General features: G+C 60.6%; 28 protein-coding genes and 1 pseudogene. 16 read left to right on the forward strand and 13 right to left on the reverse strand.

Annotated elements, in window-relative coordinates:
• Positions 1-208 precede the first annotated feature (208 nt).
• On the forward strand, positions 209-985 hold the full coding sequence (locus AC07ZE_RS17805; protein WP_207265994.1) for a metallophosphoesterase: 777 nt from the start codon (positions 209-211) through the stop codon (positions 983-985).
• Here the strand turns inward: AC07ZE_RS17805 and AC07ZE_RS17810 are convergent.
• On the reverse strand, positions 978-1751 hold the full coding sequence (locus tag AC07ZE_RS17810; RefSeq protein ID WP_207265995.1) for an AraC family transcriptional regulator: 774 nt from the start codon (positions 1749-1751) through the stop codon (positions 978-980). The two genes, AC07ZE_RS17805 and AC07ZE_RS17810, sit on opposite strands and share 8 nt — an antisense overlap.
• Positions 1752-1866: 115 nt before the next feature.
• Between AC07ZE_RS17810 and AC07ZE_RS17815 the strand changes: the two genes are divergently transcribed.
• The 3 genes from AC07ZE_RS17815 to AC07ZE_RS17825 all read left to right on the forward strand — a co-directional run bounded on the left by AC07ZE_RS17815 (position 1867) and on the right by AC07ZE_RS17825 (position 5510).
• Positions 1867-3078 (forward strand): MFS transporter, encoded by a 1212-nt coding sequence (locus tag AC07ZE_RS17815; protein ID WP_095196117.1) that lies wholly within the window; start codon positions 1867-1869, stop codon positions 3076-3078.
• A gap of 229 nt (positions 3079-3307) precedes the next feature.
• Positions 3308-5047 (forward strand): dipeptidase, encoded by a 1740-nt coding sequence (locus AC07ZE_RS17820; protein ID WP_207265996.1) that lies wholly within the window; start codon positions 3308-3310, stop codon positions 5045-5047.
• Positions 5048-5213: 166 nt separating this feature from the next.
• Positions 5214-5510, forward strand: coding sequence for a hypothetical protein (locus tag AC07ZE_RS17825; RefSeq protein ID WP_207265997.1), 297 nt, complete (start codon positions 5214-5216; stop codon positions 5508-5510).
• Positions 5511-5527: 17 nt separating this feature from the next.
• Here the strand turns inward: AC07ZE_RS17825 and AC07ZE_RS17830 are convergent, their stop codons facing one another.
• A complete protein-coding gene (locus tag AC07ZE_RS17830) occupies positions 5528-5986 on the reverse strand; it encodes a metallophosphoesterase family protein (protein ID WP_207265998.1) in 459 nt (152 codons plus the stop codon).
• A 188-nt stretch (positions 5987-6174) separates the two neighbouring features.
• On the opposite strand from AC07ZE_RS17830, the pseudogene AC07ZE_RS17835 reads away from it, so the two are divergent.
• Positions 6175-6416, forward strand: a pseudogene (locus tag AC07ZE_RS17835) (L,D-transpeptidase family protein); the annotation flags it as partial.
• Positions 6417-6520: 104 nt separating this feature from the next.
• On the opposite strand, the gene AC07ZE_RS17840 reads toward AC07ZE_RS17835, so the two are convergent.
• Both AC07ZE_RS17840 and AC07ZE_RS17845 read right to left on the reverse strand, forming a co-directional pair.
• On the reverse strand, positions 6521-7270 hold the full coding sequence (locus tag AC07ZE_RS17840) for a creatininase family protein (protein WP_207265999.1): 750 nt from the start codon (positions 7268-7270) through the stop codon (positions 6521-6523).
• 69 nt (positions 7271-7339) lie between these two features.
• Entirely contained in the window at positions 7340-8653 is a 1314-nt protein-coding gene (locus tag AC07ZE_RS17845) for an MFS transporter (protein ID WP_207266000.1), read from the reverse strand.
• 136 nt (positions 8654-8789) lie between these two features.
• On the opposite strand from AC07ZE_RS17845, the gene AC07ZE_RS17850 reads away from it, so the two are divergent.
• Positions 8790-9704, forward strand: coding sequence for a LysR family transcriptional regulator (locus AC07ZE_RS17850; protein ID WP_207266001.1), 915 nt, complete (start codon positions 8790-8792; stop codon positions 9702-9704).
• Between the two features lie 46 nt (positions 9705-9750).
• On the opposite strand, the gene AC07ZE_RS17855 is transcribed toward AC07ZE_RS17850, so the two are convergent.
• From AC07ZE_RS17855 to AC07ZE_RS17880, 6 genes are all read right to left on the reverse strand, one after another.
• Positions 9751-11073, reverse strand: coding sequence for a purine-cytosine permease family protein (locus AC07ZE_RS17855; protein ID WP_207266002.1), 1323 nt, complete (start codon positions 11071-11073; stop codon positions 9751-9753).
• A 111-nt stretch (positions 11074-11184) separates the two neighbouring features.
• The gene (locus AC07ZE_RS17860; RefSeq protein ID WP_207266003.1) at positions 11185-12159 is read right to left on the reverse strand and encodes a 5-oxoprolinase subunit C family protein; all 975 of its coding nucleotides are present in this window, start codon (positions 12157-12159) and stop codon (positions 11185-11187) included.
• On the reverse strand, positions 12156-13028 hold the full coding sequence (locus AC07ZE_RS17865; protein ID WP_095196091.1) for a 5-oxoprolinase subunit B family protein: 873 nt from the start codon (positions 13026-13028) through the stop codon (positions 12156-12158). Before AC07ZE_RS17865 ends, AC07ZE_RS17860 begins: the two co-directional genes overlap by 4 nt.
• Positions 13025-14398 (reverse strand): acetyl-CoA carboxylase biotin carboxylase subunit, encoded by a 1374-nt coding sequence (locus AC07ZE_RS17870; RefSeq protein ID WP_207266004.1) that lies wholly within the window; start codon positions 14396-14398, stop codon positions 13025-13027. The genes AC07ZE_RS17865 and AC07ZE_RS17870 overlap by 4 nt, the downstream gene beginning before the upstream one ends.
• A 15-nt stretch (positions 14399-14413) precedes the next feature.
• Entirely contained in the window at positions 14414-14659 is a 246-nt protein-coding gene (locus AC07ZE_RS17875; RefSeq protein ID WP_095196089.1) for an acetyl-CoA carboxylase, read from the reverse strand.
• A 93-nt stretch (positions 14660-14752) separates the two neighbouring features.
• Entirely contained in the window at positions 14753-15511 is a 759-nt protein-coding gene (locus tag AC07ZE_RS17880) for a 5-oxoprolinase subunit PxpA (RefSeq protein ID WP_207266005.1), read from the reverse strand.
• Positions 15512-15668: 157 nt separating this feature from the next.
• Here AC07ZE_RS17880 and AC07ZE_RS17885 point away from each other — a divergent pair, with 157 nt between their 5' ends.
• From AC07ZE_RS17885 to phnE, 6 genes are all read left to right on the forward strand, one after another.
• Positions 15669-16586, forward strand: coding sequence for a LysR family transcriptional regulator (locus tag AC07ZE_RS17885; protein ID WP_207266006.1), 918 nt, complete (start codon positions 15669-15671; stop codon positions 16584-16586).
• Positions 16587-16693: 107 nt separating this feature from the next.
• A complete protein-coding gene (locus AC07ZE_RS17890; RefSeq protein ID WP_207266007.1) occupies positions 16694-17188 on the forward strand; it encodes a PaaI family thioesterase in 495 nt (164 codons plus the stop codon).
• Positions 17189-17391: 203 nt separating this feature from the next.
• Positions 17392-18243 carry a putative selenate ABC transporter substrate-binding protein gene (locus AC07ZE_RS17895; protein WP_207266008.1) on the forward strand — a complete coding sequence of 284 codons (852 nt, stop codon included), beginning with the start codon at positions 17392-17394 and terminating at the stop codon, positions 18241-18243.
• Positions 18240-19037 carry a phosphonate ABC transporter ATP-binding protein gene (locus tag AC07ZE_RS17900; protein ID WP_207266009.1) on the forward strand — a complete coding sequence of 266 codons (798 nt, stop codon included), beginning with the start codon at positions 18240-18242 and terminating at the stop codon, positions 19035-19037. Before AC07ZE_RS17895 ends, AC07ZE_RS17900 begins: the two co-directional genes overlap by 4 nt.
• Complete coding sequence (locus AC07ZE_RS17905; protein WP_207266010.1) at positions 19031-19858, forward strand: PhnE/PtxC family ABC transporter permease; 828 nt, start codon at positions 19031-19033, stop codon at positions 19856-19858. Before AC07ZE_RS17900 ends, AC07ZE_RS17905 begins: the two co-directional genes overlap by 7 nt.
• Positions 19855-20622 carry a phosphonate ABC transporter, permease protein PhnE gene (gene phnE / locus AC07ZE_RS17910; protein ID WP_207266011.1) on the forward strand — a complete coding sequence of 256 codons (768 nt, stop codon included), beginning with the start codon at positions 19855-19857 and terminating at the stop codon, positions 20620-20622. Before AC07ZE_RS17905 ends, phnE begins: the two co-directional genes overlap by 4 nt.
• A gap of 2 nt (positions 20623-20624) precedes the next feature.
• Here phnE and AC07ZE_RS17915 read toward each other — a convergent pair whose 3' ends face one another.
• Together AC07ZE_RS17915 and AC07ZE_RS17920 are read right to left on the reverse strand one after the other, a co-directional pair.
• Complete coding sequence (locus tag AC07ZE_RS17915) at positions 20625-21317, reverse strand: RES family NAD+ phosphorylase (protein ID WP_207266012.1); 693 nt, start codon at positions 21315-21317, stop codon at positions 20625-20627.
• Complete coding sequence (locus tag AC07ZE_RS17920; RefSeq protein ID WP_095196210.1) at positions 21311-21718, reverse strand: antitoxin Xre-like helix-turn-helix domain-containing protein; 408 nt, start codon at positions 21716-21718, stop codon at positions 21311-21313. The genes AC07ZE_RS17915 and AC07ZE_RS17920 overlap by 7 nt, the downstream gene beginning before the upstream one ends.
• A gap of 154 nt (positions 21719-21872) precedes the next feature.
• Here AC07ZE_RS17920 and AC07ZE_RS17925 point away from each other — a divergent pair, with 154 nt between their 5' ends.
• Positions 21873-23129, forward strand: a complete 1257-nt coding sequence (locus AC07ZE_RS17925) for an epoxide hydrolase family protein (protein WP_207266013.1) — start codon at positions 21873-21875, stop codon at positions 23127-23129.
• Positions 23130-23227: 98 nt separating this feature from the next.
• On the opposite strand, the gene AC07ZE_RS17930 is transcribed toward AC07ZE_RS17925, so the two are convergent.
• Positions 23228-24355, reverse strand: a complete 1128-nt coding sequence (locus AC07ZE_RS17930) for a GGDEF domain-containing protein (protein WP_207266014.1) — start codon at positions 24353-24355, stop codon at positions 23228-23230.
• A 200-nt stretch (positions 24356-24555) separates the two neighbouring features.
• Between AC07ZE_RS17930 and AC07ZE_RS17935 the strand changes: the two genes are divergently transcribed.
• From AC07ZE_RS17935 to AC07ZE_RS17945, 3 genes are all read left to right on the forward strand, one after another.
• The gene (locus AC07ZE_RS17935) at positions 24556-25281 is read left to right on the forward strand and encodes a DUF3313 domain-containing protein (protein WP_207266015.1); all 726 of its coding nucleotides are present in this window, start codon (positions 24556-24558) and stop codon (positions 25279-25281) included.
• A gap of 120 nt (positions 25282-25401) precedes the next feature.
• The gene (locus AC07ZE_RS17940) at positions 25402-26229 is read left to right on the forward strand and encodes a winged helix-turn-helix domain-containing protein (protein WP_207266016.1); all 828 of its coding nucleotides are present in this window, start codon (positions 25402-25404) and stop codon (positions 26227-26229) included.
• Positions 26226-26708, forward strand: a complete 483-nt coding sequence (locus tag AC07ZE_RS17945; RefSeq protein WP_207266017.1) for a hypothetical protein — start codon at positions 26226-26228, stop codon at positions 26706-26708. The genes AC07ZE_RS17940 and AC07ZE_RS17945 overlap by 4 nt, the downstream gene beginning before the upstream one ends.
• The last annotated feature ends 86 nt before the right edge of the window (positions 26709-26794 follow it).

Below are 26794 nucleotides of genomic sequence, written 5' to 3' on the forward strand. Positions count from 1 at the left end.
TAGAAAATCGGTCAAGCACCAGGTGGTAAACGTAGCGCTCTCAAGAACGTATAAAGCTAATCGATCTTAAAAAATGTAAATAAATATCTTTTTGGAATTAGATTAGGCTTGGCAAGCGTCATGCCGGGGGCATCGAATGCAGACCTGCGTCGATGGGCGAGATACAGTTGGCCGAGGGGCCGACATTCAACACAGAGGGAATTGATCCATGCGCATCGCCTTGCTGTCCGATATCCACTTGTCCGTCAACGCCATACCGTTTCCCGACGTGGATGCCGATATCGTCGTGCTGGCAGGGGACATTGCCCGGCCGGCCAGGGCTATTGAGTGGGCCAGAACCTGCCCGGCTCCGATCCTGTACGTGGCCGGCAATCACGAGTTCTATGGCAGTGACCTGATCTCGACCTACGAACAGCTGAACAGCTTGTCCCAAGGCACTGGGATACAGGTGCTGGAACGCTCGGAATATGTCCAGGACGGCGTGCGTTTCCTGGGCTGCACCCTGTGGTCGGACTACCGACTGTTCGACGATGCGCAGGCTCGGACCCAGAGTATCGATCTGGCGACGCAGCTCATTCGCGACTTCAGCCATATCAAAATTTCGCCGGACTTTCCGGACCTGTTCACCCCGGCGGTTTCCCAGCTTATTTTTCTGCAGACCGTCGCCTGGCTGGACGACTGCTTCGCCCGGGACAGTACGACGCCGACGGTGGTGATCTCTCATTTCGCACCGACCCGGTCGAGCATCAGCCCGATGTTTGCCGGTTCGCCGATCAACCCGAGTTTCGTTTCGGACCTCGAAGAACGGATCAGAAAATGGCAGCCGGCGCTGTGGTTGCATGGGCATACCCATGGCAGTTTTGACTATCGGGTGGGCAATACCCGCGTGGTGTGCAACCCCCGGGGCTATGCGAAAAATGGTGTGAACGAGAACCCCGCATTCGACGATGCATTGGTGATTGAGCTGGGCCCATCACTCACCTGAAAAAATGACTCGGCGTCGTCCCGAACTGCTTTTTGAACATGGTGGTAAACGCGCTGGGGCTGTCGTAGCCCAAGGCGCCCGCCACGTCGATGATCTTCTCGCCGACCGCAATACGCTCCAGCGCCAACAACAAGCGAGCCTGTTGGCGCCACTGGCCGAAGGTCATGCCGGTGTCCTTGTGAAACAGGCGCTGGATGGTCTTCGCATCCAGGCGCAGCCGAGCGCTCCAGTCCGCCAGCGTCGATCCATCCCCCGGGTCCTGTTGCAGGGCCGAACAGATCGCCTGGATTCGTTCATCCGCCGGTTGCGGCAGGTGCAGGGGCAAGGTCGGCAGGAGGGTGAGTTCGTCCACGATCAAACGCATGATCCTGGCTTCACGCGAATCCTCGTCCATGGGTGCCGCGATGGTCACCGAGGTCTTGATCAACTCGCTCAGCAGCGCGGAAATGCTCACGGCCCGGGTTTCGTCCGGCAGCTCGGGAAATTGATCCGGCCGCACGAAGACGCTGCGCATCTTCAATGGGCCGACGCAGCGAATCGAGTGCACATGCCCGCTGGGCATCCAGATCCCTCGGCTCGGTGGAACCGTCCATTGGCTCAGCCCCGAATGCACGACCATCACGCCCTCGATGGCGTAGATCAACTGGTGCTTGGCGTGGCTGTGAGGTTCGATGATCCAGTCTTCCGGGTAATCGGTCGCACTGGTGCAGACCGCCCAGGCGACTTCGTCCATTTCGACCAGAAATGTTTCCAGCGATTTGACCATGATGCCTCTTTTGCGAAAGTAGCCGCCCGAATTGCGCGAGACAGGCAATTTCGCGAAATCTAGCATAGCGCCAGGTTTCCGCAATGCCCCTCTTTCCCAGCCTGGATGATGTGCGATGTCCTCAATGACGACCCCTTGCGCCACCGCCTCGGTGGCCGGCCAGACCAGCCCCCTGGTCATGCGCGTGATCGGTGCCTGCGCGTTGGCGCACCTGATCAATGACCTGATTCAGGCCGTGTTGCCTTCGATCTACCCGATGCTCAAGGCCAACTACGGCCTGACCTTTACCCAGGTAGGCCTGATCACATTGACCTTCCAGCTCACCGCTTCGCTGCTGCAACCCTGGGTCGGTTACCACACCGACCGGCACCCCAAACCCTGGCTGCTGCCCGCCGGGATGGTCTGCACCCTGATCGGCATCCTGATGCTGGCCTTTGTTGGCAGCTTCCCGGCGATTCTTGTGGCCTCGGCGCTGGTGGGCATTGGTTCCTCGACCTTTCACCCGGAAACCTCACGGGTGGCGCGTCTGGCTTCGGGCGGTCGCTTCGGCCTGGCACAGTCGACCTTCCAGGTCGGTGGCAACGCCGGCAGCGCCTTCGGCCCCTTGCTGGCGGCGGCGATCATCATTCCTTACGGTCAGGGTAATGTGGCCTGGTTCGGCTTGTTCGCAGTGTTTGCCATCCTGATCCTGTTTGGCCTCAGTCGCTGGTATCGCAGTCATCTGAACCTGTTCAAGCTCAAGCAAGGCAGCAAAGCCACCCATGGCCTTTCGAAGCAACGGGTGACCTTCGCCCTGGCGGTGCTGGCGCTGCTGGTGTTCTCCAAGTACTTCTACATGGCCAGTTTCACCAGCTACTTCACCTTCTACCTGATCGAAAAATTCGACCTGTCAGTCGCCAGCTCTCAGCTGTACCTGTTCCTGTTTCTCGGTTCTGTTGCTGCGGGTACGTTCTTCGGCGGCCCCATCGGCGACAGGATCGGACGCAAGAAGGTGATCTGGTTTTCCATCCTCGGCGCCGCCCCCTTCACCCTGGCCCTGCCCTACGTCGACCTGTTCTGGACCGGCGTGCTGAGCATGGTCATCGGCTTCATCCTCGCCTCGGCATTCTCCGCCATCGTGGTCTTCGCCCAGGAACTGGTACCGGGCAACGTCGGCATGATCGCCGGCGTTTTCTTCGGACTGATGTTCGGCTTTGGCGGTATTGGCGCTGCGTTGCTGGGGCATTTGGCGGATATTCACGGCATTGAGTATGTGTATGCGCTTTGTTCGTATTTGCCGTTGTTGGGGGTTTTGACGATTTTGTTGCCGTCGACCAAAGGTGTTTGAAACCTGTAGGAGCGAGCTTGCCCGCGATGGTCGTCAACGATGACGCGTACCTGCTGGATAAACGCATTGCTCGCAGTTTTTTCGTTTCTGCGCCGCATTCGCATTTTTGTGCGACAGATCCAACATCAAGGACTCCCGCTTCACACACTCTTGGTGGTAGTTTCGAAATGTTTCTGATTAATCGATCAGATATTTCCTACAACCCGCCTGCAAAGGAATGCCCCCAACAATGGATTTTTCACTCAAGCACCTGGCTGCGGCCACCCTGATGCTCGCCAGCCTGTCGTCGTTCACCACCACTGCGCACGCCAACATCACCGCGCAACAGAGCGCGATCATCCTAAAGTCCTTCAGCGATGCATCGGTCACGGATTTCAGGCAGTTCCTGCAGCGCCTGACCAAGAGCGACGTTGCCAAAACCAGCGACATCGGTCCGGCCATCAATGCCTTCCTCGACAACAAGACGCTTTCCCCCGAGCAGCAAAACGAAATCCATCGCCTGCTGGGGCTTTATGCGCGGGTGAAATACGGCAACGCCGCCACCGAGACCCTGCGCGAGCTGGTGGCCATCCCGACGTTCCGCGTGGACGGCGTGGCCCAACACGAAAACCCCGAGTTCATCAAGATCGCCGACAAGATCAAGGGCCTGGCCCAGGCGTTTAACCTGAACTTTCGCAACATCGACAACCGCGTCTATGAAATTTCCCTCGAAGGCACTGGCGATGAAGTGGTCGGCATTCACGCCCATGCCGATGTGGTGCCTGTAACGCCGCAGAACTGGGTGCTGCAGGACGGCACCAAACTTGATCCGTTCAAAGTCACCCTGGTCGGCGACCGCCTGTATGGCCGGGGCACCGAGGATGACAAGAACGGTATCGTCGTGTCGCTCTACGCCATGAAGATCATTAAGGAAGAAAAGCTGCCGTTGGCCCGGAACTTCAAACTGCTGGTCGACACCACCGAGGAAACCACGGGCGATGCCATCCCGTACTACTTCGAACGCAACCCGACCCCCAACTACAACCTGGCGCTGGACGGCGGCTACCCGGTGGTGATCGCCGAGAAAGGCTACGGCACCGTCATGGCCAGCTTTGCCCGGCATACTGCGCAAGGCCAGGGCGCAGAACTCACCTCGATGACCGGCGGCTTGGCCACCAACCAGATTCCGTCGACTTCGGTCGTCACCCTGGTGACTGACAAGCCCGCCGAACTCGCCGCCAGCCTGCAAAAGGCCGGTGCCGATTACGCCAGGCGCAATGGCGGCAACTTCACCGTAGACGCCAAGGTCGACGGCAAGGACGTCAAACTGACGGTCACCGGCGTTTCCGCCCACTCCTCCGAGCCCGAGTCCGGCGTCAACCCGGTGGCCAGGATGCTGGACTTCATCAATGGCCTCGACGGCAAGGTCGCACTCAAACAGAACGCGATCACTGACGCCGCCCGCTACGCCGCCGACAACTGGGGGCTGGATTACCTGGGAGGCAAACTGGGCGTCGGTTTTTCCGATGAATTCATGGGCCCGCTGACCACCTCCCTGACTTATGTCGGGATGGATGACAAAGCCTTCAAACTCGCGGTCAACCTGCGCGTGCCGAAGGGCAAGTCGCCGGAAACGCTCAAATCGCAAATCGCCACAAAGCTGGACGCCTGGAGCAAGAAAACTCACATCGCGCCGACCTTCGACTACTCGATCGCCGAACCGATGTATCGCAACCCCGAAGGCGAATGGGTCAAGGCCCTGCTCGCCGTGGCCAGCGAAAACCTCGGCATGGAACACAAGTTCGGCACCTCCGCCGGGGCCACCTCGGTGCATGAACTGCCCAACGGTGTGCAATTCGGCCTGGCCATGCCCGACGTCAAATACACCGGCCACAACGACAACGAGTTCAAGACCACAGAGCAGTTCCTGCTGGACCTGCAGATCGTAACCGAGATGATGGGACGCATCGGGCAGTTGCCGAAACTCTGATCCCTTCGGACCCGCCGTACTGGCGGGTCCACTGGTTTGGGCCTGTCACGGTATAAGTACGGACTTGATTCCGCCAAACCGACCCAAGGACAGACGCAACAGCGACTAATCTGAACAGAACACGATCAGCAATACGTCTCCAGCCTCTTGCTCCGGGGGAAACGGGATGACCGGAATAACAGCGCGTCAATGCTCGTCATGGGTCCTGCCTTCCCTGCTCGCGATCAACCTGGCGCTGATAGCGGGATGCGCAGACAAGCCTCCCCCTCAATATGCGAGCCCGAGCATAGGCTCCAACTGCTACGCAAAAGCCCTGCCCACGGTTGGCGAAGGTGGCCTGGCGTGGGGCGTCACCTTGAGCATCGCCCGGCAAAAGTCCCTGAACAACTGCATACGCTATGCCGGCCGATCCGGCGGTACGCCCGATACCTGCCAAGTGGTATTGGCGGAGTGCAGAAACTGATAGTGACGTGGAGAAGCTCATTCCAGCAGCGAAAGCAGGCGCGGCTCGATTGTGTGTTCATGCACTTCGAGCAACGCCAGTGTCACCGGCAATTTGAATCGCCGCGGACCCGCGCTGCCCGGATTAAGGTAGAGCCGTTCGCCGCGCCATTCCACGCAGGGCTTATGGGAATGACCGGTGATCACCAGCCGGGTGCCCGTCTCCAGCAACGCCGGGACATCCGCCATGTCATGAACCAGCAGGGTCGGCCATCCGTTGAGGTCGAAGCGTTGGTGGTCGGCCAGATGCCCAGCCCATGCAGCCTGCAGATCATTGTTCCCGCGCACCACATGCAGCGCGGCAATGGCGGCCAGTTGATCGAGGATTTGCGGTTTGCCGATGTCGCCGGCGTGGATGATCCGTTCACAACCCGCCAGAGCGGCAAGGGCTTCGGCACGGAGCACACCGTGGGTATCGGAGATCACGCCGACTTTCATGCAGAACCCCAGACCTTGCCCAAGAATGTGATCTCAGAATACATGAACAGCCGAATTCTTCCCCTTCGTGGGACTCTCCCTTAGGCGATGGCAATGAAGGCTCAGCGCCCTGGATTGATTCGTTTTTCAACTAGACACCATGAACATTATGCGTTTGCCCTCTGAGTAGTGATCACTGAGTATCGTGCTCTTCACGAACCCAGCATGCGGCGGACGGGGATCCATTGCCGAGCCGTGTCCCCCCGGGCCAGACAATCCCCTTGGCCCCTATAAAATACGTTTGGGGCAGTCGACCTACCTTATCCATGGTTCAAACAAGAAATTCGGCATCGGCACACGTACCAGTCATGGTTGCTTTCGCATGTACAACCACGATATCGAAGAGTTCTTTTCAAGCGTACCGGCAGGTACGACTGTGCGAATTATCAATTAAAGCCAAAGGCTCGGTAACTGAGATCATGCTTTGACCACCGACTGACAAAGAGCGCCCTGGGACGGGCGCTCGCAATGGGTCCGGATGATCTGATCAAGCCTTCAGCCCGGGATCGATTCCCGGCTGAAGGCCTCCACCTCTTGCACCAGGCCCTGAGCGGCCATCATCACCAATGCCCGGCCTTTTTCCGCTGTCGCCTGCGCCGGGTCCGAGCCCATGCGCCCGTCCGGATGGCGTGCGCGGAAATCCTGGGCTTCGCGGATGGGCCCCCAGTTAGCGATCTGCGGCGAATAGCCCGCCGACTTGATCGAGTCAGGATAGGCCCACTGGGTGACGGCGATTTCCGAAGGCGTTGCATGCACACCGTGCCCCGTCGGGAACTGTTGCTTGGCAAGCTCATTGACCCCTTCCAGATCCCACCAGTTGCACAGCTTCAGCGCGAACCCCGCTGGGCGTCGGGCGAAACTCGCTTCGGCGTAAAGCTCCGAGAATGCCGCTTCAATCGATGCAACGTTGCCGCCGTGGCCATTGAGAAACAGGATCTTTTCAAAGCCGTGCGCGGCCAGCGATCGCACCCAGTCGCCAATGGCGGCGATGAAGGTTGAAGGGCGCAATGAAATGGTGCCCGGGAAGCCGAGATGGTGTTGCGCCATGCCGATGTTGAAGGTCGGCGCGATCAGGATATCGGCCTGGCTCTGAGCTTCGTGGGCAATGATTTGCGGACACATCCAATCAGTGCCCAACAGGCCGGTCGGGCCGTGCTGTTCATTCGAACCGATGGGAATCACGATGGTGCGGCTGCGTTCAAGAAACTGGCCGATCTCGGCCCAGGTCGACAGATGTAGAAGCATGGAAGTGCTCTCCTTTGGGGGGTTGCTTGCAGAACTCGACGGTTCGATTTCAGGGTTCAAGGTGACTGATCAGCCTGCGCTGTATTGAGGCGCGATGCGTGCAGTCGATAGTGACCTGTTCAGCGTGATGATAAGTACCGCGCACAGGGAGGCGCAGCCGACGACGACGATGCCGAGGTTCATGTCTCCGGTGGCGGTTTTTGCCCAACCAATGACCGCCGGCCCCCAGAAGCCGCCGCACAGGCCGATGGTGTTGATGAAGGCAATGCCTCCCGCCGCCGCCTCGCCCTTGATGTGTTCCGAGGGCATGGCCCAGAACACGGTATACGCCATGAAGATCGTCGCTGTCGCCCCGGTCAGCAGCGCCAGCGACACCAGGACATGCCCTTGTGCAAAAGGGAACATCAGCAGGCACAAGGCGGCGATGCCCGCCGGTACCGCGCAGTGGTAGCGGCGCTCTCCGAGCCGGTCGGAACGGCGACCAATCAGGTACATGCCAATGGCGGCGCCTATGTAGGGAATGGCGGCGTACCAACCCAACTGCATGGTGTCATTGACCCCTTGGGCCTTGAGAATGGCCGGCAGCCAGAAGCTCATGGCGTAGATCGAAAAGATGATGCAGAAGTAGGCCGACGCCAGGATGTAGGTTTTCGGGTCGCGCAGCACGGCCCGGAACGAATGGACCTGGCTCGTCGATGTCCCCAGTTCAGCCTCCAGCAGATGCTTTTCCTCGGCATTCAGCCAACTGGCTTCCGACGGTCGATTGGCAAGCACGAAGTACGCAAGGATGCCGAGGAACACGCAAGGAAGGCCTTCAAGCAGAAACATCCACTGCCACCCGGTCATGCCGCCCACACCGGCCAACGTGGTGATCAGCCACGCGGACAGCGGGCCACCGATAATGCCGCCTACGGGGCCGGCGATAAATACGATGGCGATGGCGCGGGCCATCCGAGTCGGGCCGTACCAGCACGACAGGTAATAGATCATGCCCGGGGCAAAACCCGCTTCGAACACACCCAGCAGAAATCGCATCATGTAGAAGGTCGGCACGTCGCGTACAAAGAGCATGCAAGCCGAGGTGATGCCCCACAACACCAGGATGCGGCTGAAGGTCTTGCGCGCGCCCACCCGTGGCAGCATCAGGTTGCTTGGCAGTTCAAACAACACATATCCCAGGAAGAAGATGCCCGCGCCCGCGCCATAAGCTGCGTCGGAAAGCCCGAGATCACTCTGCATCTGCAGTTTGGCAAAGCCGACATTAATCCGATCCAGATACGCGAACACATAGCAGATGAACAGCAGCGGCAGCAGCCGCCAATTGAGCTTGCGGTACAGGGCCGCCAGGGCCCTGCTTCTTGCCGAGGTGTCGAGGGTTGACATGCACGTCTCCGGTTCTTCTTGTTGATCTACGGTCGTGCCAGGGATGTTGCCCCCACAGCCAAAACCCAGCAAGAGCAACTAAGTTCGCGTATCGTTGCTCTACGAGCAACGCTGAAATAACGGAGAGACGTCAGCCATGCGCGAAATAAACCAACAACGCCTGAGGTATTTTCACGAAGTGCTGGTCCACGGCTCGATTCGTGGTGCGGCAGACAGCATCAACACGTCGCCATCGGTGATTACGCGCCAGATCAAGCTGCTGGAAGAGGAACTGGGGGCGACACTGTTCGAACGCCAGGCGCGGGGTGTGCAGCCGACCGAAGCTGCCGCGCACTTGCTGGAGTTCTGGCGCGGTTATCGATCCCATCAGGAGAAGCTCGAAGACCAGTTGCAAGCAATCAAGGGCCTGCAGCAAGGCCATGTGCGGGTGGTCATCAGCGAGGGTTATGTCGATGCGTTGGTTGACAACGTACTCGCGCCCTTCTGCAAGGCGTACCCGAAACTCAATGTCACGCTGGACACACTGCCGGTCGTCGACGTACTCCACGAAGTCGCCGAAAACCGTGCGCACATCGGCCTTGCCTACAACCCGCCCCTGCACGCGCACATCGACTTTCGCGCAACTTCATCGCAGCCGGTGATGCTGCTGGTTCGCCCCGATCACCCGTTGGCATTGCGAGGGGGGCCGGCAACGGTCGCGGACATTCTCGACTGCCCGTTGGTGTTGACGCCCACCACCTTCGGCATCGGCCAGGCAATAGAAATGCTCGAGTATGCGGAAAAGATCGAGATCCGCCCGGTGTTGGTCAGCAACTCCCTGGCAGCACTCAAGCGTCTGGTTGCCGCCGGGGACTTCGCCTCGTTGCTTGGAGAGTTCGCCGCCTACAGAGAAATCGCCCAGGGCAGCCTGGCAGCCATTGCGGTAGACCATCCGCTGTTTCTTGGGGTTGAGGCGAAACTGCTGGTGAAATCCGGCCGACCGCTGGCGGCCCCGGCTCAGGAGTTGCTCAACTGGATGCTCAAGCGCCTGCCGATGTTCTCGCCTGTTTGACAAACGCAATGCGGCACCTGAACGAATCAGGTGCCAACACGCTTGTTTACTGCGCCAACCCCACTTGCAAGCGGCTACGACGGGACAAGCCCGCCTGCAAGGCAAACGCCACAATCACCGTCGCCGGCGCGGAAAAACTGCTCAGGTCGCTGCCGGCAAACATCAATGCCAGCCCCAGCGCCGTCGCACCAAACCATGCTGTCAGGCCCACTGGATTGAACGCGGCCACCCGCTCCAGCGCCGCGGCGTCATAGCGCCCGTAAACGATCTGCGCCAAGGCCACGCCAACCCAGGCCACCACGAAAATGCCCTGATAGGCCAACGCCTTGAGCAAGTACGCAAACACATCCGCCAGCATCAGGCCGTAGACAATCACACCGACCGCCAGCGCCCACATCAGGTACGAACCCCGTAAGCCGAAGCGCGCGAAGAACGCCTGCATGTTCAAGGTGGCCAGGTAGTAATTGGCGGTGTTGATCCGGGTTTGTGTGGCCCAGACGAACAGCAATCCCCACAGGCCCATCAACTGCAGAATCGCCATCACCACCGACACTTCGTTGAGCGCGCCTTCGTGGGGAATGCTGCTGACCAGGTAGATGCCCGCCGCGCCGTTGAGCAAAAACGTCACCGCGTAGAACGGCATGCCGAAGTTCCAGCGGCCGTGATATTCAGCGTCCTCGGCCTTGCCGAAACGGGCGTAGTCGAAGGTGAACAGCATCAGAATCCACACGCCCATGTAGGCGACGAAGCAGTCCCACCAGCCGAAGGCGCTGGGGGTAGCCGGGCCGAAATCCAGCCATTGCGGCTGGTAGCCGTAACGGCTGATCGACAACCCCACCGCCACCAGCAAGCCACCCAGATACACCGGCAGCAACACGCCGTTGAGCTTGTCCAGCCAGTGCTGCACGCTGCCCAGGATCATCGGCACGCTGTAGAGCACCACCAGCAATGCGGCCAGCGGATAGACCAGTTCCGGGTACAGGTGATTGAGCGCCACGGCGATCACCGAGCCTTCGAACACGGCGTAGTAGATCGCCGTCGAGAAGAAGATCAAGGTCGCCAGGCAGGCGCCGGTGCTGCCGAACAACAGCCGTGAAAACAACGCCACCGACAAGCCGCTGCGGATCGCAAAGCGACTGAGCACGGTGTTGACCAGCCCGTAGCTGATCACCGACAGCACCATCCCGATCAGCGCATTGCGCGCGCCATAGGACAACGCCAGGGAAGCGCCGACCACGATGTAGAACATCGCGCTGCACACCGCCCACCAGGCCATGGTCAGCGACAGTCGGCCCATGCGCGCGCCAGTGGGGACGGGATGATTGGCCGGGTCTTGCCCGGTTTGACTCGATTGCGATAAAGCAGCCATGTGCGTGAACTCCAGAACCAGTCAAAGGTTGAAGCGCGGGCAGCCGTCACCGCACCGAAGTGCGGCGTTGGCTCACCGTTTGGCATGACCCGCGCAGTGCGGCGGGCAGAATCAGGAAGGGAACAGCTTGCTCAGGCAGCTGAGTTTCTTCTTGTAGGAACGTCGTGCTTCCAGCGCTTGTTCCAAGGTCACCGCGACGAAGCGGGCCTTCTGGTTGGGTTGCATCTGGCCGATCAGGTCGAGGTCGGCGCTGATCACTGTGCCGATCATCGCGTAGCCGCCACCGGATACCGCATCGCGGTGCAGCACGATGGGTTCGAGCCCGGCGGGCACCTGGATCGAGCCGATCGGGTAGCAACTGTCGACGATGTTCGATGGATCGGAACCGGCACCGAACGGCTGCTCACGGGGCTGAAAGCTCAGCGGGCTGCCGCCCTTGAAGCGATAACCGATGCGGTCCGCCTCCGAGCCGACGGTCCAGGCCTCGGCGAAAAAGCTGTCCGCCGCCGCTGGGGTCAAACGGTCGTAGTACAGCCCCGGCACCACGCGCAGGGTGATTTCGCCCCCCAGGGACTGGCGCAACGCCATGGGCAGGCTGGCCCCGGCGCGGCCCTTGCCGCTGGCGATGCCCACCGGCAATTCGTCTCCGGCAATCAGGCGGCGCCCCTGAAAACCACCGAGTGCGCCCAGGGCATAAGTGGAACGACTGCCGAGCACCATCGGCACATCGATGCCGCCGGCCACCGCCAGGTAAGCGCGGGCACCCGCCTTGGGAAAATCGAAGCGCAGCACTTGCCCGGCCTTGACTGTGAAGGCGGTGTCGAGATGCATGTCCACACCATCGACCTTTGGTGTCATGTGCGCACCGCACACCGCCACCAACGCGTCTTGCTGGAACGCCAGTTCCGGCCCCAACAAAGTGCATTCCAGCGCCGCCGAATTGGCCGGGTTGCCCACCAGTTGGTTGGCCGCGCTCAGGGCGTATTGATCCAGTGCGCCGGAAGGCGGAATGCCCAGGTGGTAATACCCTTCACGGCCCAGGTCCTGTACCGAGGTGGCGAGACCGGGTTTGAGTACCTTGATCATGCCAGCACCTCCTGCAGCGACTTGGGATAGCCGATCGGGTCGGCGAGAAACGCATCCAGCGAGAATTCCACCGGACGAATCCGCAGATCGAAGCGCCCGGCTTCGACCTCGGCCACGGCCTGGTCATAGGCCTCCCGGTCCATCGGCTTGAACTGCACGATGTCACCCGGACGGAAGAACACCATGTGCTCTTTCAGGTACGCCAGGTTTTGCTGCGGGTCGTAGATCGGCGCCGGCGTGACGCCGAACATCTGATAACCACCGGCACCGCGCACCGAGTAGATGCAGCCGAAGCAACCCCCATGACCGAGGGTCAATTTAGGCGTGTCAGTGCGCGGTCGCAGGTACTTGGGCACCTGCAACTGACGCTCGCGCTCGACCATCTGGAACATGAACGGCAGGCCGGCAACAAAGCCGACCATCGAGACAAACCACGGCGCACCACTGTGGGCGGCGATGAACGCCTCGACGTCCGCCAGGCCGTTGATCCGTGCGGCGTATTCCAGGTCCGTGGCGCTCGGATCCTGATGGCGGTCACGAAAACGCATCAGGGTTTCATGGGTCCAGGGATCGTTGTACAGCACCGGAATTTCGATGATCCGGGTCTGCAAGGTGCGCTCGGCAACCGCCTCGGCTTCTGCGCCTTTCACCGCTTCGAGCAGGTCGGACGGCGCGATGCGGTCCGGGTCGAAACGGATCTGGAACGAGGCATTGGCCAGGCACACATCGAGTACGCCATCCAGTGCCAGTCGCTCCACCGCACGGGTCACGGCCATGCCCTTGAAGAACGCTTCAAGGGACATGCTGTCGCTGACTTCGGCAAACAGATGTTCATCGGCGCCAAAGCTGTAGCGGATTGGATTGCTCATGCCTCACCTCCGCTGCGGCGCGCGGCCAGCCAGGTTTCCAGGGTGCCGGTGTGGAAGTCGGCGCTGTGCAGCCAGGGTTGTTCCAGCAGTTCAGCGTGCAACGACAGGGTGCTGGCCATGCCGGTGAGCGTGGTCTGCTCCACTGCAAGGCGCGCACGGGCCAAGGCTTCGTCGCGATCCCGACCGTGAACAATCAGCTTGGCCAGCAACGAGTCATAGTAAGGCGGCACCCGGTAGCCTTGATACAGGTGAGTATCGACCCGCACGCCCTCGCCTTGCGGCCAGATCAGCGATTCGACCAGACCGGGGCTTGGGAAGAAATCCCGCGCCGGGTCTTCGGCATTCAGGCGCATCTGCAGCGCGGCACCATTGAGCTGGATATCGCTTTGCTGCAACCCCAGCGGCTCGCCACCGGCAATACGCAGCATGGCCTGCACCAGATCGATGCCGGTGATCAGTTCGCTGACCGGATGTTCCACCTGAATCCGCGTGTTCATCTCGATAAAGAAAAACTCGCCGGTGGCATCGTCGTACAGATATTCCAGAGTGCCGGCGCCCTTGTAGCCCAGGGCTGCGGTCAAGCGTACGGCACTGGCGCACAGCGTTTCGCGCTGTTGCGGGTTGAGAACCGGCGACGGCGCTTCTTCAAAGATTTTCTGCCGACGACGTTGCAGCGAACACTCGCGTTCAAACAAATGCACCGCGTGCTTACCGTCGCCCAACACCTGCACTTCGATGTGCCGGGCCTTGCCGATGAAGCGTTCCAGGTACACCGCGCCATTGCCGAATGCCGCCTGGGCTTCGCGCTGGGAACGGGGGAACTCTTCACTCAGTTGTTGCGCGTTTTCCGCCAGGCGGATGCCACGTCCACCGCCACCGGCCGAAGCCTTGATCAGCAGCGGAAAGCCAACGGACTCGGCCGCCTTGAGCGCCGACTCGACGTCGAACAGCTCACCGGGGGAACCGGGCACCACTGGCACACCCGCCGCTTGCGCGGTGCGCCGGGCTTCGGCTTTGTCGCCCATGCGCCGGATCGTCTCGGGGCTCGGCCCGACGAAAATAGCGCCGGCGGCGAGGACCGCTTCGGCAAAATCCGCGTTCTCCGACAGAAAGCCGTAACCGGGGTGGACCGCATTGGCACCGGTAGTTTTCAAGGCGCCGAGCAATGCCTCGACGTTCAGATAGCTTTTATCCGCGCGGGCCGGGCCGAGGATGTGTACCTCGTCGGCCAGGCGCGCGGCCTGGGAGTCGACGTCCGCCTCGCTGCATGCCGCAACGGTGGGGATTCCCAGTGCTTTGGCGGCACGGATGATCCGCACGGCAATTTCGCCACGGTTGGCGATCAGCAATTTACCAATAGCTTGAGTCATGATCGCGCCCTACTCTCAATGGCCGTCGAGTGTTGCGATGACCTGACCCGGCTCCACCGGATCACCGTCTTCCACCACAAACGCACTCAGGCGACCGGCCGTCCCGGCGGTCAGTTCGGAAAACTGCTTCATGACTTCGATCAGGCCGATCACGGTGTCGGCGCTGACCTCTGCGCCCTCCTCGACGTAGTTCGCCGATTCCGGTGTGGCTTTGCGATAGAAGGTCCCGGGCAACGGGGTAATGATGGTGTGTTCGGCCATGTCTGTTCCTCTTGGAATAGTTGTAGAAAGGCAGGCAAAAAAGATGAATCGTGTACAAACCCTGGCATCTCTGCGCCGGGTGTTTCGTTCTGATCAGCGCGGTGCGCGAACCTTGATTCCCGCGTCGTCGAGCGCTTTACGCGTGGCTTCGACCAGCGCCAGGGCACCCGGTGTATCACTGTGCAAACAGATGGAATCGAATTCGATCGCCAGGTCTTCGCCTTCGACGGTACGCACCACGCCTTGCTGACAGGCACGCAGCACCCGCGCCGCGACCTGGGTCGGATCGTACGCACGCACATTGCGGGTAAACACGATGGAACCGCTGAGGTCGTATTCGCGGTCGGCGTAGAATTCACGGATCACTGGCTGGCCAAGTTCCCGGGCGACGCGCCAGATCACCGAATTGGGCATGCAATACAACAGCAGTTCAGGTTCCAGGCGCTGGAGGTTTTCCACCAGTAAACGCGCGGCTTCCTCGTCCCGGGCCAGGTGCATGTACAGCGCGCCATGGGGCTTGATGTGTTGCAGGGCGACGCCTTGAACCCGGGCGAGTTCGCGCAGCGCCCCCAACTGATACAGCATGTCGTCCACCAGCTCCTGGGCCGGTGCGTTGATGTGCCGGCGGCCGAAGCCGACCAGGTCGCGAAATCCCGGATGCGCGCCGATGGCCACGCCCATGCGCTTGGCCTGCTCGACGGTGCGCCGCATGGTGCCGGGATCGCCGGCATGGAAACCGGTGGCGATGTTGGCAGTGCTGATAAAGCCCATCAGCTCATTGTCGACGCCATCGCCGATGGTCCATGGGCCGAAACCTTCACCCATGTCCGAGTTGAAATCTACTGCCTGCATGACGCTTGCTCCTGACGCTTGTGACTTCATGCAGACCACGTTAAATTCCAGCCAACCCCTTGGGAAGATCTATTATCAGATAGGTCATCTTCTGAAAAACAGATAGCTCAAAAACACAAACCCCTGAAAGACAAAAAGCCCGTCAACCGGAGTGTTCATGTCACTGACCCTGCGCCAGGTCCGCTATTTCGTCGCCACCGCCGAGATCGGGCAGATATCGCAAGCCGCGATCCATCTGAACATTTCCCAATCGGCGGTGACCACGGCGATCAAGGAGCTGGAAGGCATGCTTGGCACCCTGCTGTTCCAGCGCTCAGCCCAAGGCATGAGCCTGACCGATGCCGGGCGGCACTTTCTCAATCGGGCCTACGTGATCTTGCGCAGCGTCGACGATGCCCTGAACAGCCCGCTGCCCGACGTTCGCGCCAGCGGGCTATTGCGCCTCGCCGCCAGCTACACGGTGATCGGTTACTTCCTGCCGCACCATCTGCAGCGACTGGAGCACTGGCACCCTGACGTGGCGATCGAAGTCCACGAACAGGAACGCCAAGCCATCGAACAAGGCCTGCTGGAAGGTCGGTTCGACATGGCGGTGGTGCTCACCGCGAACCTCACGCACCCGGACATCGTCTCGGAAACCCTTTTCAACTCCGAACGCCGGCTGTGGCTGCCCAGCCACCATCCGCTGTGCGAACGCTCGGCCGTCAGCCTGGCCGATGTGGCCAAGGAACCCTACATCCTGCTCACCGTCGACGAAGCCGAACAAAGCGCCATGCGCTACTGGGAACACGCTCATCAGCAGCCCAACGTCAGGGTCCGCACCAGCTCCGTGGAGGCGGTGCGCAGCATGGTCGCCAACGGCAGCGGCGTGGCGATCCTCTCGGACCTGGTGCACCGCCCCTGGTCGCTGGAAGGCAAACGCATCGAAACCGTGACCATCACCGACAAGGTCACCCCCATGAGCGTCGGCCTGGCCTGGCATCGCGAGCACGAATTCAGCCCGGCGATGCAGGCGTTGCGCAATTACTTCCACGATGCGTTTCTGGCACCGCAGCAGCATTCGGCGCGGCGGTGAAGGCAAGGGGAAAAAGACTGTGGGAGCGAGCAGGCTCGCTCCCACAAGAGTTTCAGTGTTCAATGCATCGGCCGATTGGCTTTCCATTTTTTAAGGATGATCAAGGCATGTCCACTCTCGACACCTCCCTGCAAGACTCCGCCGCGCCGGATGGCGTTTGCTACGGTTGCGGCGGCCGCAATCCCCACGGACTGCACATCAAGAGCTACTGGCATGAAGACGGCGAGCACGTCGTGGCCGAGCATGTACCGGATGCGATGTACTGCGGCTGGCCGGATCTGGTGTACGGCGGCTTGATCGCGATGCTGGTCGACTGTCATTCCAACTGGACGGCGATGGCCTGGCACTACCGTGCGGAACAACGCGAAGTCGCCAGCCTGCCCCGCATCAACTGCGTCACCGGCAACCTGGGCATCAAGTTCATCAAACCGACACCCATGGGCGTGCCGCTGACCCTGAAGGCAAAAGTGGAAGGTGATGTCGGGCGCAAGACCCGTGTCATCTGCGAGGTCTACGCCGGGGACGTGCTCACGGCGGTGGGTGATTCGGTGTTTGTCCGGGTTGATACCGAACAACTGGCGGATGCGGCACATGGTCGATAACCCACAAGGGATTGTGGTGTATCTGCAAAAGTCAGGTCGGCTGTCGGGCCGCCTCGCGTTGGTTGTTGGGGTGTACGCCCCCCTCTCAATTTGAGGTCCCCATCCACCCGATCCATTTCGGCTAACCTCTCAATGCGCCTTCGCCTCAATAACCCTGTACCCTGCGCACCGAAAACCCAGCGTAAAAGAAACGGAGATCTTCCATGCTCAAGCGTACCCTGGCATTGGCCATCGGCTTGACCCTGTCGGTTTGCAGCGTGCTCGCGCAAGCCGCGGACACCCTGAAAGTCAGCGCCATTCCCGATGAGGCGCCGACCGAACTGCTGCGCAAATTCAAGCCGTTGGGCGCCTACCTGGAGCAGCAACTGGGTATGAAGGTCGAGTTCATGCCGGTGAGCGACTACCCGGCCGTGGTCGAGGCGCTGGCCACCGACCGCATCGACCTGGCCTGGCTCGGCGGTTTCACCTTCGTACAGGCGCGGCTGAAAACCGGCAATGCGATTCCATTGGTGCAGCGCGAACAGGACGCGAAGTTCACCAGCAAATTCATCAGCGCCGACCCGAACATCAAGTCCCTGGCCGATCTCAAGGGCAAGTCCTTCGCCTTCGGTTCGGTGTCGTCCACGTCGGGCAGTCTGATGCCGCGTTACTTCATGCTCAAGGACGGCATCAAGCCGGAAACCTACTTCAGTCGCGTGGGCTATTCCGGCGCCCATGACGCGACAGTCGCCTGGGTGCAGGCCGGCAAGGTCGACGCCGGGGTCCTGAACGCCAGCGTGTGGGAAAAACTGGTCGCCGCCGGCAAAGTCGACACTGACAAGGTCAAGGTGTTTGCCACCACCCCGGCCTACTTCGACTACAACTGGACCGTGCGTGGCACCCTCGACCCGGCGCTCGCCAGCAAGATCAAGGCTGCGTTCCTGGCGCTCGATCCGGCGAAGCCTGCAGACAAGGAGATCCTGGACCTGCAAGCCGCCAGCCGCTTCATCGAAACCAACCCCGAGAACTACAAGGGCATCGAGGAAGCCGCACGCGCCGCCGACCTGCTCAAATGACCATGCAATTGACCGGGATCACCCTGACCCACGCCAACGGCGTCCAGGCGCTGCGTGGCGTGGACCTGCACATCGGTGCGGGCGAACAGGTGGCCATCATCGGCCCGTCCGGCGCAGGCAAGTCGAGCCTGCTCAATCTGTTGGCCACCGCTTTGCCTCCGGGCAGCGGTGAGTTGCAAGTGCTGGGCGAACACGCGTGGCAGCTGTCGGCCCGCCAGCGCCAGCGCCTGCGCGCCCGTATCGGCCTGGTGCATCAATCACCGCCCCTGCCTCCACGCCAGCGCGTCGTCACGGCGGTGCTGGCCGGCAAGCTGGGGCAGTGGGGCCTGGGCAGGAGCCTGCTGAACCTGCTGCACCCTGTGGACATTCCCGGCGCACGGGCGGCACTGGCCCGGCTGGACCTCGGTGACAAGCTGTTTGCGCAATGCCAGCAACTGTCCGGAGGCCAGCTCCAGCGTGTCGGCGTTGCCCGCGTGCTGTATCAAGCCCCCGAGGTGTTGCTGGCCGATGAGCCGGTGTCGGCCATGGACCCGGTGCTGGCCGGGCACACGCTGTCGGTGCTCTGTCGCCATGCCCGGGAGCACCACGTCACCTTGGTCGCCAGCCTGCATGCGGTGGAACTGGCCCTGGCGCACTTTCCACGGATCATCGGCCTGCGTTGCGGACAAATCCTGTTCGACCTGCCGGCCAGCGCCGTCGACCACGAGCTGCTCGACAAGCTCTACGCCAACGAGCAACTGCAATCGCCACCGGTGCCCCCGCCCCCCTTGAGCGTGCAGATTCCCCGATGCTGACGCGCGATTCCCGAGACCCCGCTACCCGCCCTCGCCTGCTGCTCAGCTTGCTGGCGTTTGCCTTGTTGTGGCCCGGCATCCGCTTCAGCGAACTGGATCTGGGGGTGCTGCTGGCGACTGACAGCCAGAGCGAAATGGGGCGTTTCGTCTCGACCTTCTGGCCCCCCGCCTATGGCGAAGAATTCCTCCAGCTATTGTGGCAAGCCACCTTGCAAACCCTGGCCATCGCCACGGCCGGCATGACCCTGGCGTTGCTGCTGGCAGTGCCCGCCAGCCTGCTGGCCAGTCGTGCCCTGTCGCTGTCGGCGGCCTCCCGCGCCGGCCGCCCAAGTGAACTCGGCCACTTGCTGCGCTGGCCGGTGCGAGGCTTGCTGATCTTCCTGCGCAGCGTGCCGGAAATCGTCTGGACCTTGCTGTTCGTGCGCGCCGTCGGCCTGGGTCCGACCGCCGGGGTCCTGGCCATCGCCATCACCTACAGCGGCATGCTGGGCAAGGTCTACGCGGAGATTTTCGAGTCGGTGGACCAGCGTCCGGCCCACGCGTTGCTGCAAGCGGGCAGCGGTCGGCTCGCCTCGTTTTGCTACGGCATCCTGCCCAATGTCGCGGCGGAGCTGCTGTCGTACACGGTGTACCGCTGGGAATGCGCCATCCGCGCCTCTGTGGTGATGGGCTTCGTCGGAGCCGGCGGCCTGGGCCAGCAAATGGACCTGTCGCTGCGCATGTTCGCCGGCGGTGAAGTGGCCAGTCTGTTGCTGACCTTCCTGGTGCTGGTGCTGCTGGCCGATCAACTCAGCCGCCTGTTGCGCTGGAGGCTGGAATGAATCGCCTGATCAATCTGACCTTGCTGCTGTGCATCGGCGTCGCGGTGGTGACCTCGTTCAGCTATCTGGGCATCGACCTCGGTGCGCTGGGTGGCAGTGACAACATCAAGCAGATGGGCGCCTATGCGCAGCGTTTTCTCAGCCCGGACCTGAGCCCGGCCCACCTGCAGGCCATTGGTCGTGGCGTGTTGGAAACCCTCGCCATGTCCGCCCTCGGCACGTTGCTCGCAGCGGTGTTCGGGCTGTTCCTGGCGCTGCCGGCGGCGGGTCGGTTCGGCTGGCCGCTCAAGAGCGCATCGCGCCTGGTACTCAACGCCCTGCGGGCGATTCCGGAACTGGTCTGGGCCGCGCTGATGGTGCTGGCCGCCGGCCTGGGCCCGAACGCCGGCACCCTGGCACTGGCCCTGCACACCACCGGGGTGCTTGGCCGCTTGTTTGCCGAAGCGCTGGAGAACACCCCACCGCAACCTGCCGAAGCGATACGTCTGCAAGGCAGCAATGCCGTGTGGGCATTCTGTTACGGCACCCTGCCCAACCTGTTGCCCCAGCTGCTGGCCTATATCCTGTACCGCTGGGAAAACAATATCCGCATGGCCAGTGTGCTCGGCTTTGTCGGTGCCGGCGGCCTGGGGCAGATGCTGTATGTCAGTCTCAGCCTGTTCCAGGAAGCCCAGGCCAGCACCGTGATTCTGACCATGCTGTTGCTGGTGCTCGCCGTCGATTCGCTGAGCAGCTGGAGTCGCCAGCGCTGGGTCAAGGCCTGACTTCAGGCTTCGCTGATCTGGTTGACGCTGGTGATCTGCCGGTTCCAGATCATCTCGTAATGGGCGCTCTGGACAATCGACAGAACCGCCCTTGGGGTCATCAATGCCCAGCAATGGCTGCCTGGCCTGCGAACGGAGTGATAACGCAGCCCGGGACATCCGTCCTTGCGGATGGCTTTGCCGAAGTGATGGGAGTCGGTGTAATCGTCCGGATCGTAGATCGGATCCGAGATCGAAATGGCCGTTGCATCTTTCATCGCCTTGTCCACGAAAGCGCAGGACAGCCCCCGAAAAACAAAGCGCTCATAGTTGAGGTTGCGCACGTTGGACCAGTACCGCGTTTGATGATACTGCACCTCGGCCAGCGCCGTTTCCATGCTGTCGGCCAGGTACAACACGCCAAAGCTGCCATCGCTGAATCGCGACCCCGCCGGGTTGACGTGGGTAAAGGGCGCGGTGGCATACGAACAGCCGGGAATACCGAACGGAATCTCACTGCGGGCGATCAGCTCAAGTTGCCCGACCTCGTTTTTCAACCGCGGATTGGTCAGCGCCTGAATCTCGTACAACACCTCGAACTCGTCGGCATCGGCCACGTCATCAAACATCGCAATCGGCGGAAACTTCGAATTGACCAGTCGATAGGCTTGCACCGACTCACCGGCGAACACCGGCAGCCGGTTCAGCCTCACCATTGCGCGCCCCGTAGCGCGTCGATCCGTCGAAACGTCTCGTACAGCGAAATCATGTCCCCTTGGGCCATGATCTCCAGCGGTGTCCGGCCGTTGAAAAATTCATTGTCATTGGCCATCGACGCAAAACCGTAGACGTTTTCGGGGTTATCGAAGATCAGGCGGAGGGTGGCGTGGATGTTCAGCACAAAACTGATGCGTTGCATCTGGTCCGCGTCCAGGGCCACGGCCCAGTCGGGATCGCGCTGCCTGGCGCGAGTGTAGGTACTGCGCGAAATGCGCAGGATGCGACAGGCCTGCTCGCTGGAGGCCGCCCATTTTTCGAGGATGCCGACAGCGGCGCGCAGCCCGGTCACACATTGGTTCTTGGTAAACCCCTGCTGCGCCTGAAGGGCAACTGGCATGTCCAACATCTCCTTGTTAATCCATAGACTCAAACATAGTTATTTTGAATCTGTAGATCAACAACGCTTCGACCAGCGGTACAGGCCATATTTCGCCCCCATGCCATGCTCACTACCAAGGATCGCTTCGCGCCCCTCGGCTGAGGTAATGAAGATGAAACACGAATTCGCGGCTGCCCTTGCCCTTTGCGTTTGCGCCCTCTTCAACATGGCTTCAGCCGATGACAGCGTCCGCCCTTTCAAGGTCGGCATTGAAGAAAAGGTCCTGGTCGACCTGCGCCAGCGCATCGCAGCCACCCGCTGGCCGGACAAGGAGACCGTCGGCGATGCATCCCAGGGTGCGCCACTGGCACAGTTGCAACCCCTGATGCGCTATTGGGGCACCGATTACGACTGGCGCAAGGCCGAAGCACAACTCAACGCCTTACCGCAATTCGTCACGACCATTGATGGCGTCGACATCCATTTCATCTGGGTGCGCTCGCCGACGCCCAACGCGCTGCCGATGATCATGACCCACGGCTGGCCGGGCTCGGTGTTCGAATTCATCCAGGTCATCGGTCCACTCTCCAACCCGCTCGCCCATGGCGGCAAGGCGAGTGATGCCTTCGACCTGGTGATTCCCTCCATTCCCGGCTACGGCTTTTCCGGTAAACCCGGCGGCACCGGCTGGGACCCGGATCGCATTGCGCAGGTCTGGGCGCAGCTGATGCAACGCCTCGGTTACCCGCAGTACGTCGCTCAAGGCGGCGACTGGGGCGGACCCATCACCGGTGCCATGGCGCGCCAGGCGCCAGCGGGGTTGCGTGGCATTCATTTGAATTTGCCGGCGACGATACCGCCCGAAGCGGGTGCCGCGCTGGCGGTGGCGGGTCCGGCACCGGCGAGTTTTGATCCGCAGGAACGCGCGACCTACGAGGCCGTGGCCACCCTGATCAAACAGGGCAACCTGGCGTACAGCGCCATGATGGCGGCCCGACCGCAGACAATCGGCTACGGCGTGACGGACTCCCCGGTCGCCCTCGCCGCGTTTCTGCTGGTGCATCCGGGTTTCTCGCAATGGACCTATGGCACTGACGCGCAACAGTCGCCATCCCGGGATCAGGTGCTGGACGACATCAGCCTCTACTGGCTGACCAACAGCGGCGCTTCGTCCGCCCGGCTGTACTGGGAAAACAAAGGCCGCAGCCCACTGTCCTCCAGCGCCCAGAAGACCAGCGAAATCTCATTGCCGGTGGCGATCACGGTATTCCCGGGCGATGTTTACTGCCCACCGGAAAGCTGGGCCCGACGCGCCTACAAAAACCTGATCTACTTTCGCCAGGCAGAAAAGGGAGGCCATTTCGCAGCCTGGGAACAGCCACAGCTGTTTACCGAGGAACTGCGCACGGCATTTCGGTCGTTGCGTTGAAAGTCGGCAAAAATCCACTGTGGGAGCGAGCCTGCTCACTCCCACAGGGTCGAAGTACACCCTGGGCTCTCAGGCCGCCTTCGCGAGCAAGCTCGCTCCTACTCGGACACCACCACCTGATTGCGCCCCCGAGCCTTGGCCCGATACAGCGCCTTGTCGGCGTTGCTCATCAAACTGTGCAGGTCCTTGTCACTGGAATCCATGGACGCCACCCCGACGCTGGCCGTGATGCAGTGCACCGGCCCGGTCATCAGCCCGGCAATGGAATGCACCAGTTGCTCGGCGATGTTCTGCGCGGCTTCAAGGGACGTGTCCGGCAGCAACACGGCAAACTCCTCCCCGCCCAACCGGCCATAAACATCGGTTTCGCGAAATGACCGGCAGATGACCACGCCCATCTGCCGCAGCACCTGATCGCCGACCTGATGCCCGTAGGTGTCGTTGATGTGTTTGAAGTGATCCATGTCCAGCATCACCGCACACAGCGGCAACTGGTAGTTCTGGCAATGGTTATAGAGCCGCTGGGCATGCTCGAAGAACGCCCGGCGGTTCTTCAGGCCCGTCAACTCATCTGTCTGTGCGGCACGGGTGGAAATGCTGTGCGCCAGCTCCATTTCCCGGGTTAACCGGAAGGCCGTTTCCAGGGCATCGGAGAGCTTGCGCGTCGCGCTGCACACAAAGGAGGCGAACACCAGAACGGCCAGGCCCATGCCGACCTGAAGGGTCGTCGACTGCAACAACAGCCAAAACGTACAGGGCAACAACACCAGCGCGATGGAGACCACCGTCATGTAGCGATAGGCCGAATAACAGGACACCGCACTGACCGACATGCCGACGGTAAACAACATCACCAGCGCCTGAGCCAACAGGTCGTCGGCCGGCATCACGGCCAGCGCACCACCGCCCCAGATACTGGCGGACAGCACCAGGGTGACCAGATAAATGCGCTCCCAGCGTTGCGGCGTGCGCGCCGCTTCCGGGCTATGGAAATACACCACGAACATCGTGATGCGCACCAGCGTCGAGGCCGTCAGCAGGGCCACCCACCAGGCGACGACGACATGATCAAAACGCTCCCAGCACAGCCAGCAGAGCATGGCCATTGCCAGGAAACTACCAAAAACGGCTGAAACCGACTGCCGAAACAGCTGTTGCAATCGGTCTGTACGCACCTGCTGGGCGATGAAGCGTTCCTGCTCTTGCCGAAATCCAAGGCCATCCATTGAGTTCGCCTGATAATGCTGCGGTAACGTTAACCATTGTGGCACATCGCTCAGGGGCGACGGCAAATTGTGGGAGCGAGTCGGCTCCGGGCGGCTCGCCCCCTCAGGAGAGCGTTTGATGACCGGTTATATCCCCTTACATAAACCGTCGGCAATAAGCGTCTACCTGCCCGTGGCTTGCAGTTATCGGATAGCGCAGCGTGACACCACTGAGCATCATCGCCGCGTCAAAATCAAACGGTAACTTGCAGATGCGCGCCAACTTCCTGATTCCTCTAGTGTTTCTTACTGCCTTGACGGGTTGCACAACAATGCCCGCTCCCGAGACACGACACACCGGATTCCTCGAAGACTACAGCCACCTTTCGAAGGATCCGAAATGGCCCGATAGCGAATACTGGGTCAAACCGGCACTGGATATAAAAAAGGACTACCAAAAGCGCATCTACCTTGAACCGCCGCGCTTTTACTACGTGGGCAAAGACATTGAACTGGTCACGGAACAGCCCACCGATACCGCCACGATGTTGAAGTATCTGCACCAGGCCCTCCTCCTTGAGCTACTGACCAGCGGCTACGATGTCATCGCCCGCCCCGAACCCAATACCCTTCGATTGCGCACGGCGATCACCGGCACCGAGCGCACCCCACGGGATCTGTCCATTCCCGAATACCTGCCAGTAGGATTCATTGTCGCAGGCGTCATGCAACTGACCGGCACACGGGATGAGAGCCTGCGGATCTTTTTTGAAAGCGAACTCAGAGATGGCAAGACCGAGGAGCTGTTAGCGCAGTCCGTCAGCGCCACCACAGGCAATGAAATCTCGCCGTCGGATAAAACCAGAATCGAAGACACCTTCCCGGCCCTCGATGCCTGGGCCAGGCAATTGCGCGAACGCGCGGACCAGGCATTTGCCGCCAACTGAGACCCTGGCGCCACTTCAAGACGATGGACTGTCTTGAGTCGGCGATTGAACCAGACCCGATCCGTGGCCCATCAAAATCGTTCCTATACTCTGCGCGAGCCCCTTTAACAGAGGATGTCCATGAACTACGCCTTCAAGTTGAAAAATGGTGCGACGGCTGTGTTCGATCCGCAGAGCGCAACGTTGTCCATTACGACACCCCATGGCGATGTTCAGAACTCCCCGCTGGCGCGAGCCGAGGCGCGATTGCTGGAATTGCTCCTGATGGAGCCCGGTGTCACCAAAACCCGTGACGAGATCATTGAATACACCTGGAATGATCGCATCGTCGCATCAGGTAGCCTGAATCAGGCGGTTTTTTCCCTTAGAAACATACTCAATGACAGTCGGGACCATGAGATCCTGATGACCATTCCTCGACGAGGCTATTGCTTCAATCGCCACTATGTGATCAGTGAAACAGCCGACTCGCATTTGCCCTTGGATCAACCAGAATCGCCCGTTGTACCCTTCACCGAAGAACATGATCCAACGCATCGGGCTGAGCATCCCCTGCCCGGGACAAAACCGGACACGTTGAGCAATGCTGCAAAAATCTTGCTGGCGGGTTATGCCCTGACCTTCTTGATGTGCACGTTCACCCTCTCCCGCTTCGACTTCTCTTTCGACACGCCGAGCATCGAGGTCTCCAGCACCCGGCAGAACCAGATAACCCTGCATGCACTGGGCGACAGTGTTGCTGTTGCCCAATCGCTCAGGGACAGTTCCGCCCGGCAAGCTCAATCATTGCCACCACACCTCAGCGGTGAAGTCTGGATCAACCACGTCAAATCCAGTTATTCCATTTCCTGCATCCGCGCCGACCTCAGCACAGCCAATCTGCAGTCAGACAGTGAACAAAAAGAACTCGCACCGTTGATTCGCCAATGCCTGGAAGCGGCCCTATGACGTTGCCGAAGCCATCAATCATCCAGTGGATAGCACTGGGAGCCATCAACCTGCTCTGTCTGGTTGCACTGGCCTGGTCGCCGTCGCCCTATAAAGAAAATGCCAGTTACCACACCACAACCCGACTGTGGCTCGCCGACCATAGCCAGCTCAACACAGAGGAATACCTCACCCTCGGGCACGGCCGATTTACCCACTCGGTACTGGAAAGCATGAATGGAAAAATTCGCAATGCCACACTTTCCGCAGAAGTGACCCGGGCGAGCAAAGACCGTATCCAGGTGAAAATCACAAACGTCAAGCTCAGCCAGGATGACGAGTTGTTCGCTATAGACAAGAGTCCGGATCTTTTCTTCAAGCGCCAGTATGTTTTTCAGGAAGGCGCCATTCTTAACTATCAGTTTCTACCCTCTGCGAATGACAAATCGGTGTGCTTTTATATTCATGAGCTCACTCGCTTGCGCTGTTTGAATCATTAGACACAAGCAAAAAATAATAATCATTGATTTGTATTAAATCGAACGCTCTTCAAAATCCTCGCACCCGTTACTTCTGGAGTCGAGCG

The organism is Pseudomonas sp. GW101-3H06, from assembly GCF_059424605.1.

Excerpts from the sequence above, each read along its gene's own strand:
- AC07ZE_RS17875 (WP_095196089.1), bottom strand. The coding sequence starts at position 14,659 with ATGGCCGAACACACCATCATTACCCCGTTGCCCGGGACCTTCTATCGC.
- AC07ZE_RS17885 (WP_207266006.1), top strand. The coding sequence starts at position 15,669 with ATGTCACTGACCCTGCGCCAGGTCCGCTATTTCGTCGCCACCGCCGAG.
- AC07ZE_RS17880 (WP_207266005.1), bottom strand. The coding sequence starts at position 15,511 with ATGCAGGCAGTAGATTTCAACTCGGACATGGGTGAAGGTTTCGGCCCA.
- AC07ZE_RS17860 (WP_207266003.1), bottom strand. The coding sequence starts at position 12,159 with ATGATCAAGGTACTCAAACCCGGTCTCGCCACCTCGGTACAGGACCTG.
- AC07ZE_RS17900 (WP_207266009.1), top strand. The coding sequence starts at position 18,240 with ATGACCATGCAATTGACCGGGATCACCCTGACCCACGCCAACGGCGTC.
- AC07ZE_RS17905 (WP_207266010.1), top strand. The coding sequence starts at position 19,031 with ATGCTGACGCGCGATTCCCGAGACCCCGCTACCCGCCCTCGCCTGCTG.
- AC07ZE_RS17940 (WP_207266016.1), top strand. The coding sequence starts at position 25,402 with ATGAACTACGCCTTCAAGTTGAAAAATGGTGCGACGGCTGTGTTCGAT.
- AC07ZE_RS17840 (WP_207265999.1), bottom strand. The coding sequence starts at position 7,270 with ATGCTTCTACATCTGTCGACCTGGGCCGAGATCGGCCAGTTTCTTGAA.
- AC07ZE_RS17930 (WP_207266014.1), bottom strand. The coding sequence starts at position 24,355 with ATGGATGGCCTTGGATTTCGGCAAGAGCAGGAACGCTTCATCGCCCAG.
- AC07ZE_RS17870 (WP_207266004.1), bottom strand. The coding sequence starts at position 14,398 with ATGACTCAAGCTATTGGTAAATTGCTGATCGCCAACCGTGGCGAAATT.
- AC07ZE_RS17830 (WP_207265998.1), bottom strand. The coding sequence starts at position 5,986 with ATGAAAGTCGGCGTGATCTCCGATACCCACGGTGTGCTCCGTGCCGAA.
- AC07ZE_RS17850 (WP_207266001.1), top strand. The coding sequence starts at position 8,790 with ATGCGCGAAATAAACCAACAACGCCTGAGGTATTTTCACGAAGTGCTG.
- AC07ZE_RS17805 (WP_207265994.1), top strand. The coding sequence starts at position 209 with ATGCGCATCGCCTTGCTGTCCGATATCCACTTGTCCGTCAACGCCATA.
- AC07ZE_RS17925 (WP_207266013.1), top strand. The coding sequence starts at position 21,873 with ATGAAACACGAATTCGCGGCTGCCCTTGCCCTTTGCGTTTGCGCCCTC.
- AC07ZE_RS17945 (WP_207266017.1), top strand. The coding sequence starts at position 26,226 with ATGACGTTGCCGAAGCCATCAATCATCCAGTGGATAGCACTGGGAGCC.
- AC07ZE_RS17915 (WP_207266012.1), bottom strand. The coding sequence starts at position 21,317 with ATGGTGAGGCTGAACCGGCTGCCGGTGTTCGCCGGTGAGTCGGTGCAA.
- AC07ZE_RS17920 (WP_095196210.1), bottom strand. The coding sequence starts at position 21,718 with ATGCCAGTTGCCCTTCAGGCGCAGCAGGGGTTTACCAAGAACCAATGT.
- AC07ZE_RS17810 (WP_207265995.1), bottom strand. The coding sequence starts at position 1,751 with ATGGTCAAATCGCTGGAAACATTTCTGGTCGAAATGGACGAAGTCGCC.
- AC07ZE_RS17815 (WP_095196117.1), top strand. The coding sequence starts at position 1,867 with ATGTCCTCAATGACGACCCCTTGCGCCACCGCCTCGGTGGCCGGCCAG.
- AC07ZE_RS17865 (WP_095196091.1), bottom strand. The coding sequence starts at position 13,028 with ATGAGCAATCCAATCCGCTACAGCTTTGGCGCCGATGAACATCTGTTT.
- AC07ZE_RS17820 (WP_207265996.1), top strand. The coding sequence starts at position 3,308 with ATGGATTTTTCACTCAAGCACCTGGCTGCGGCCACCCTGATGCTCGCC.
- AC07ZE_RS17895 (WP_207266008.1), top strand. The coding sequence starts at position 17,392 with ATGCTCAAGCGTACCCTGGCATTGGCCATCGGCTTGACCCTGTCGGTT.
- AC07ZE_RS17890 (WP_207266007.1), top strand. The coding sequence starts at position 16,694 with ATGTCCACTCTCGACACCTCCCTGCAAGACTCCGCCGCGCCGGATGGC.
- AC07ZE_RS17845 (WP_207266000.1), bottom strand. The coding sequence starts at position 8,653 with ATGTCAACCCTCGACACCTCGGCAAGAAGCAGGGCCCTGGCGGCCCTG.
- AC07ZE_RS17825 (WP_207265997.1), top strand. The coding sequence starts at position 5,214 with ATGACCGGAATAACAGCGCGTCAATGCTCGTCATGGGTCCTGCCTTCC.
- AC07ZE_RS17855 (WP_207266002.1), bottom strand. The coding sequence starts at position 11,073 with ATGGCTGCTTTATCGCAATCGAGTCAAACCGGGCAAGACCCGGCCAAT.
- phnE (WP_207266011.1), top strand. The coding sequence starts at position 19,855 with ATGAATCGCCTGATCAATCTGACCTTGCTGCTGTGCATCGGCGTCGCG.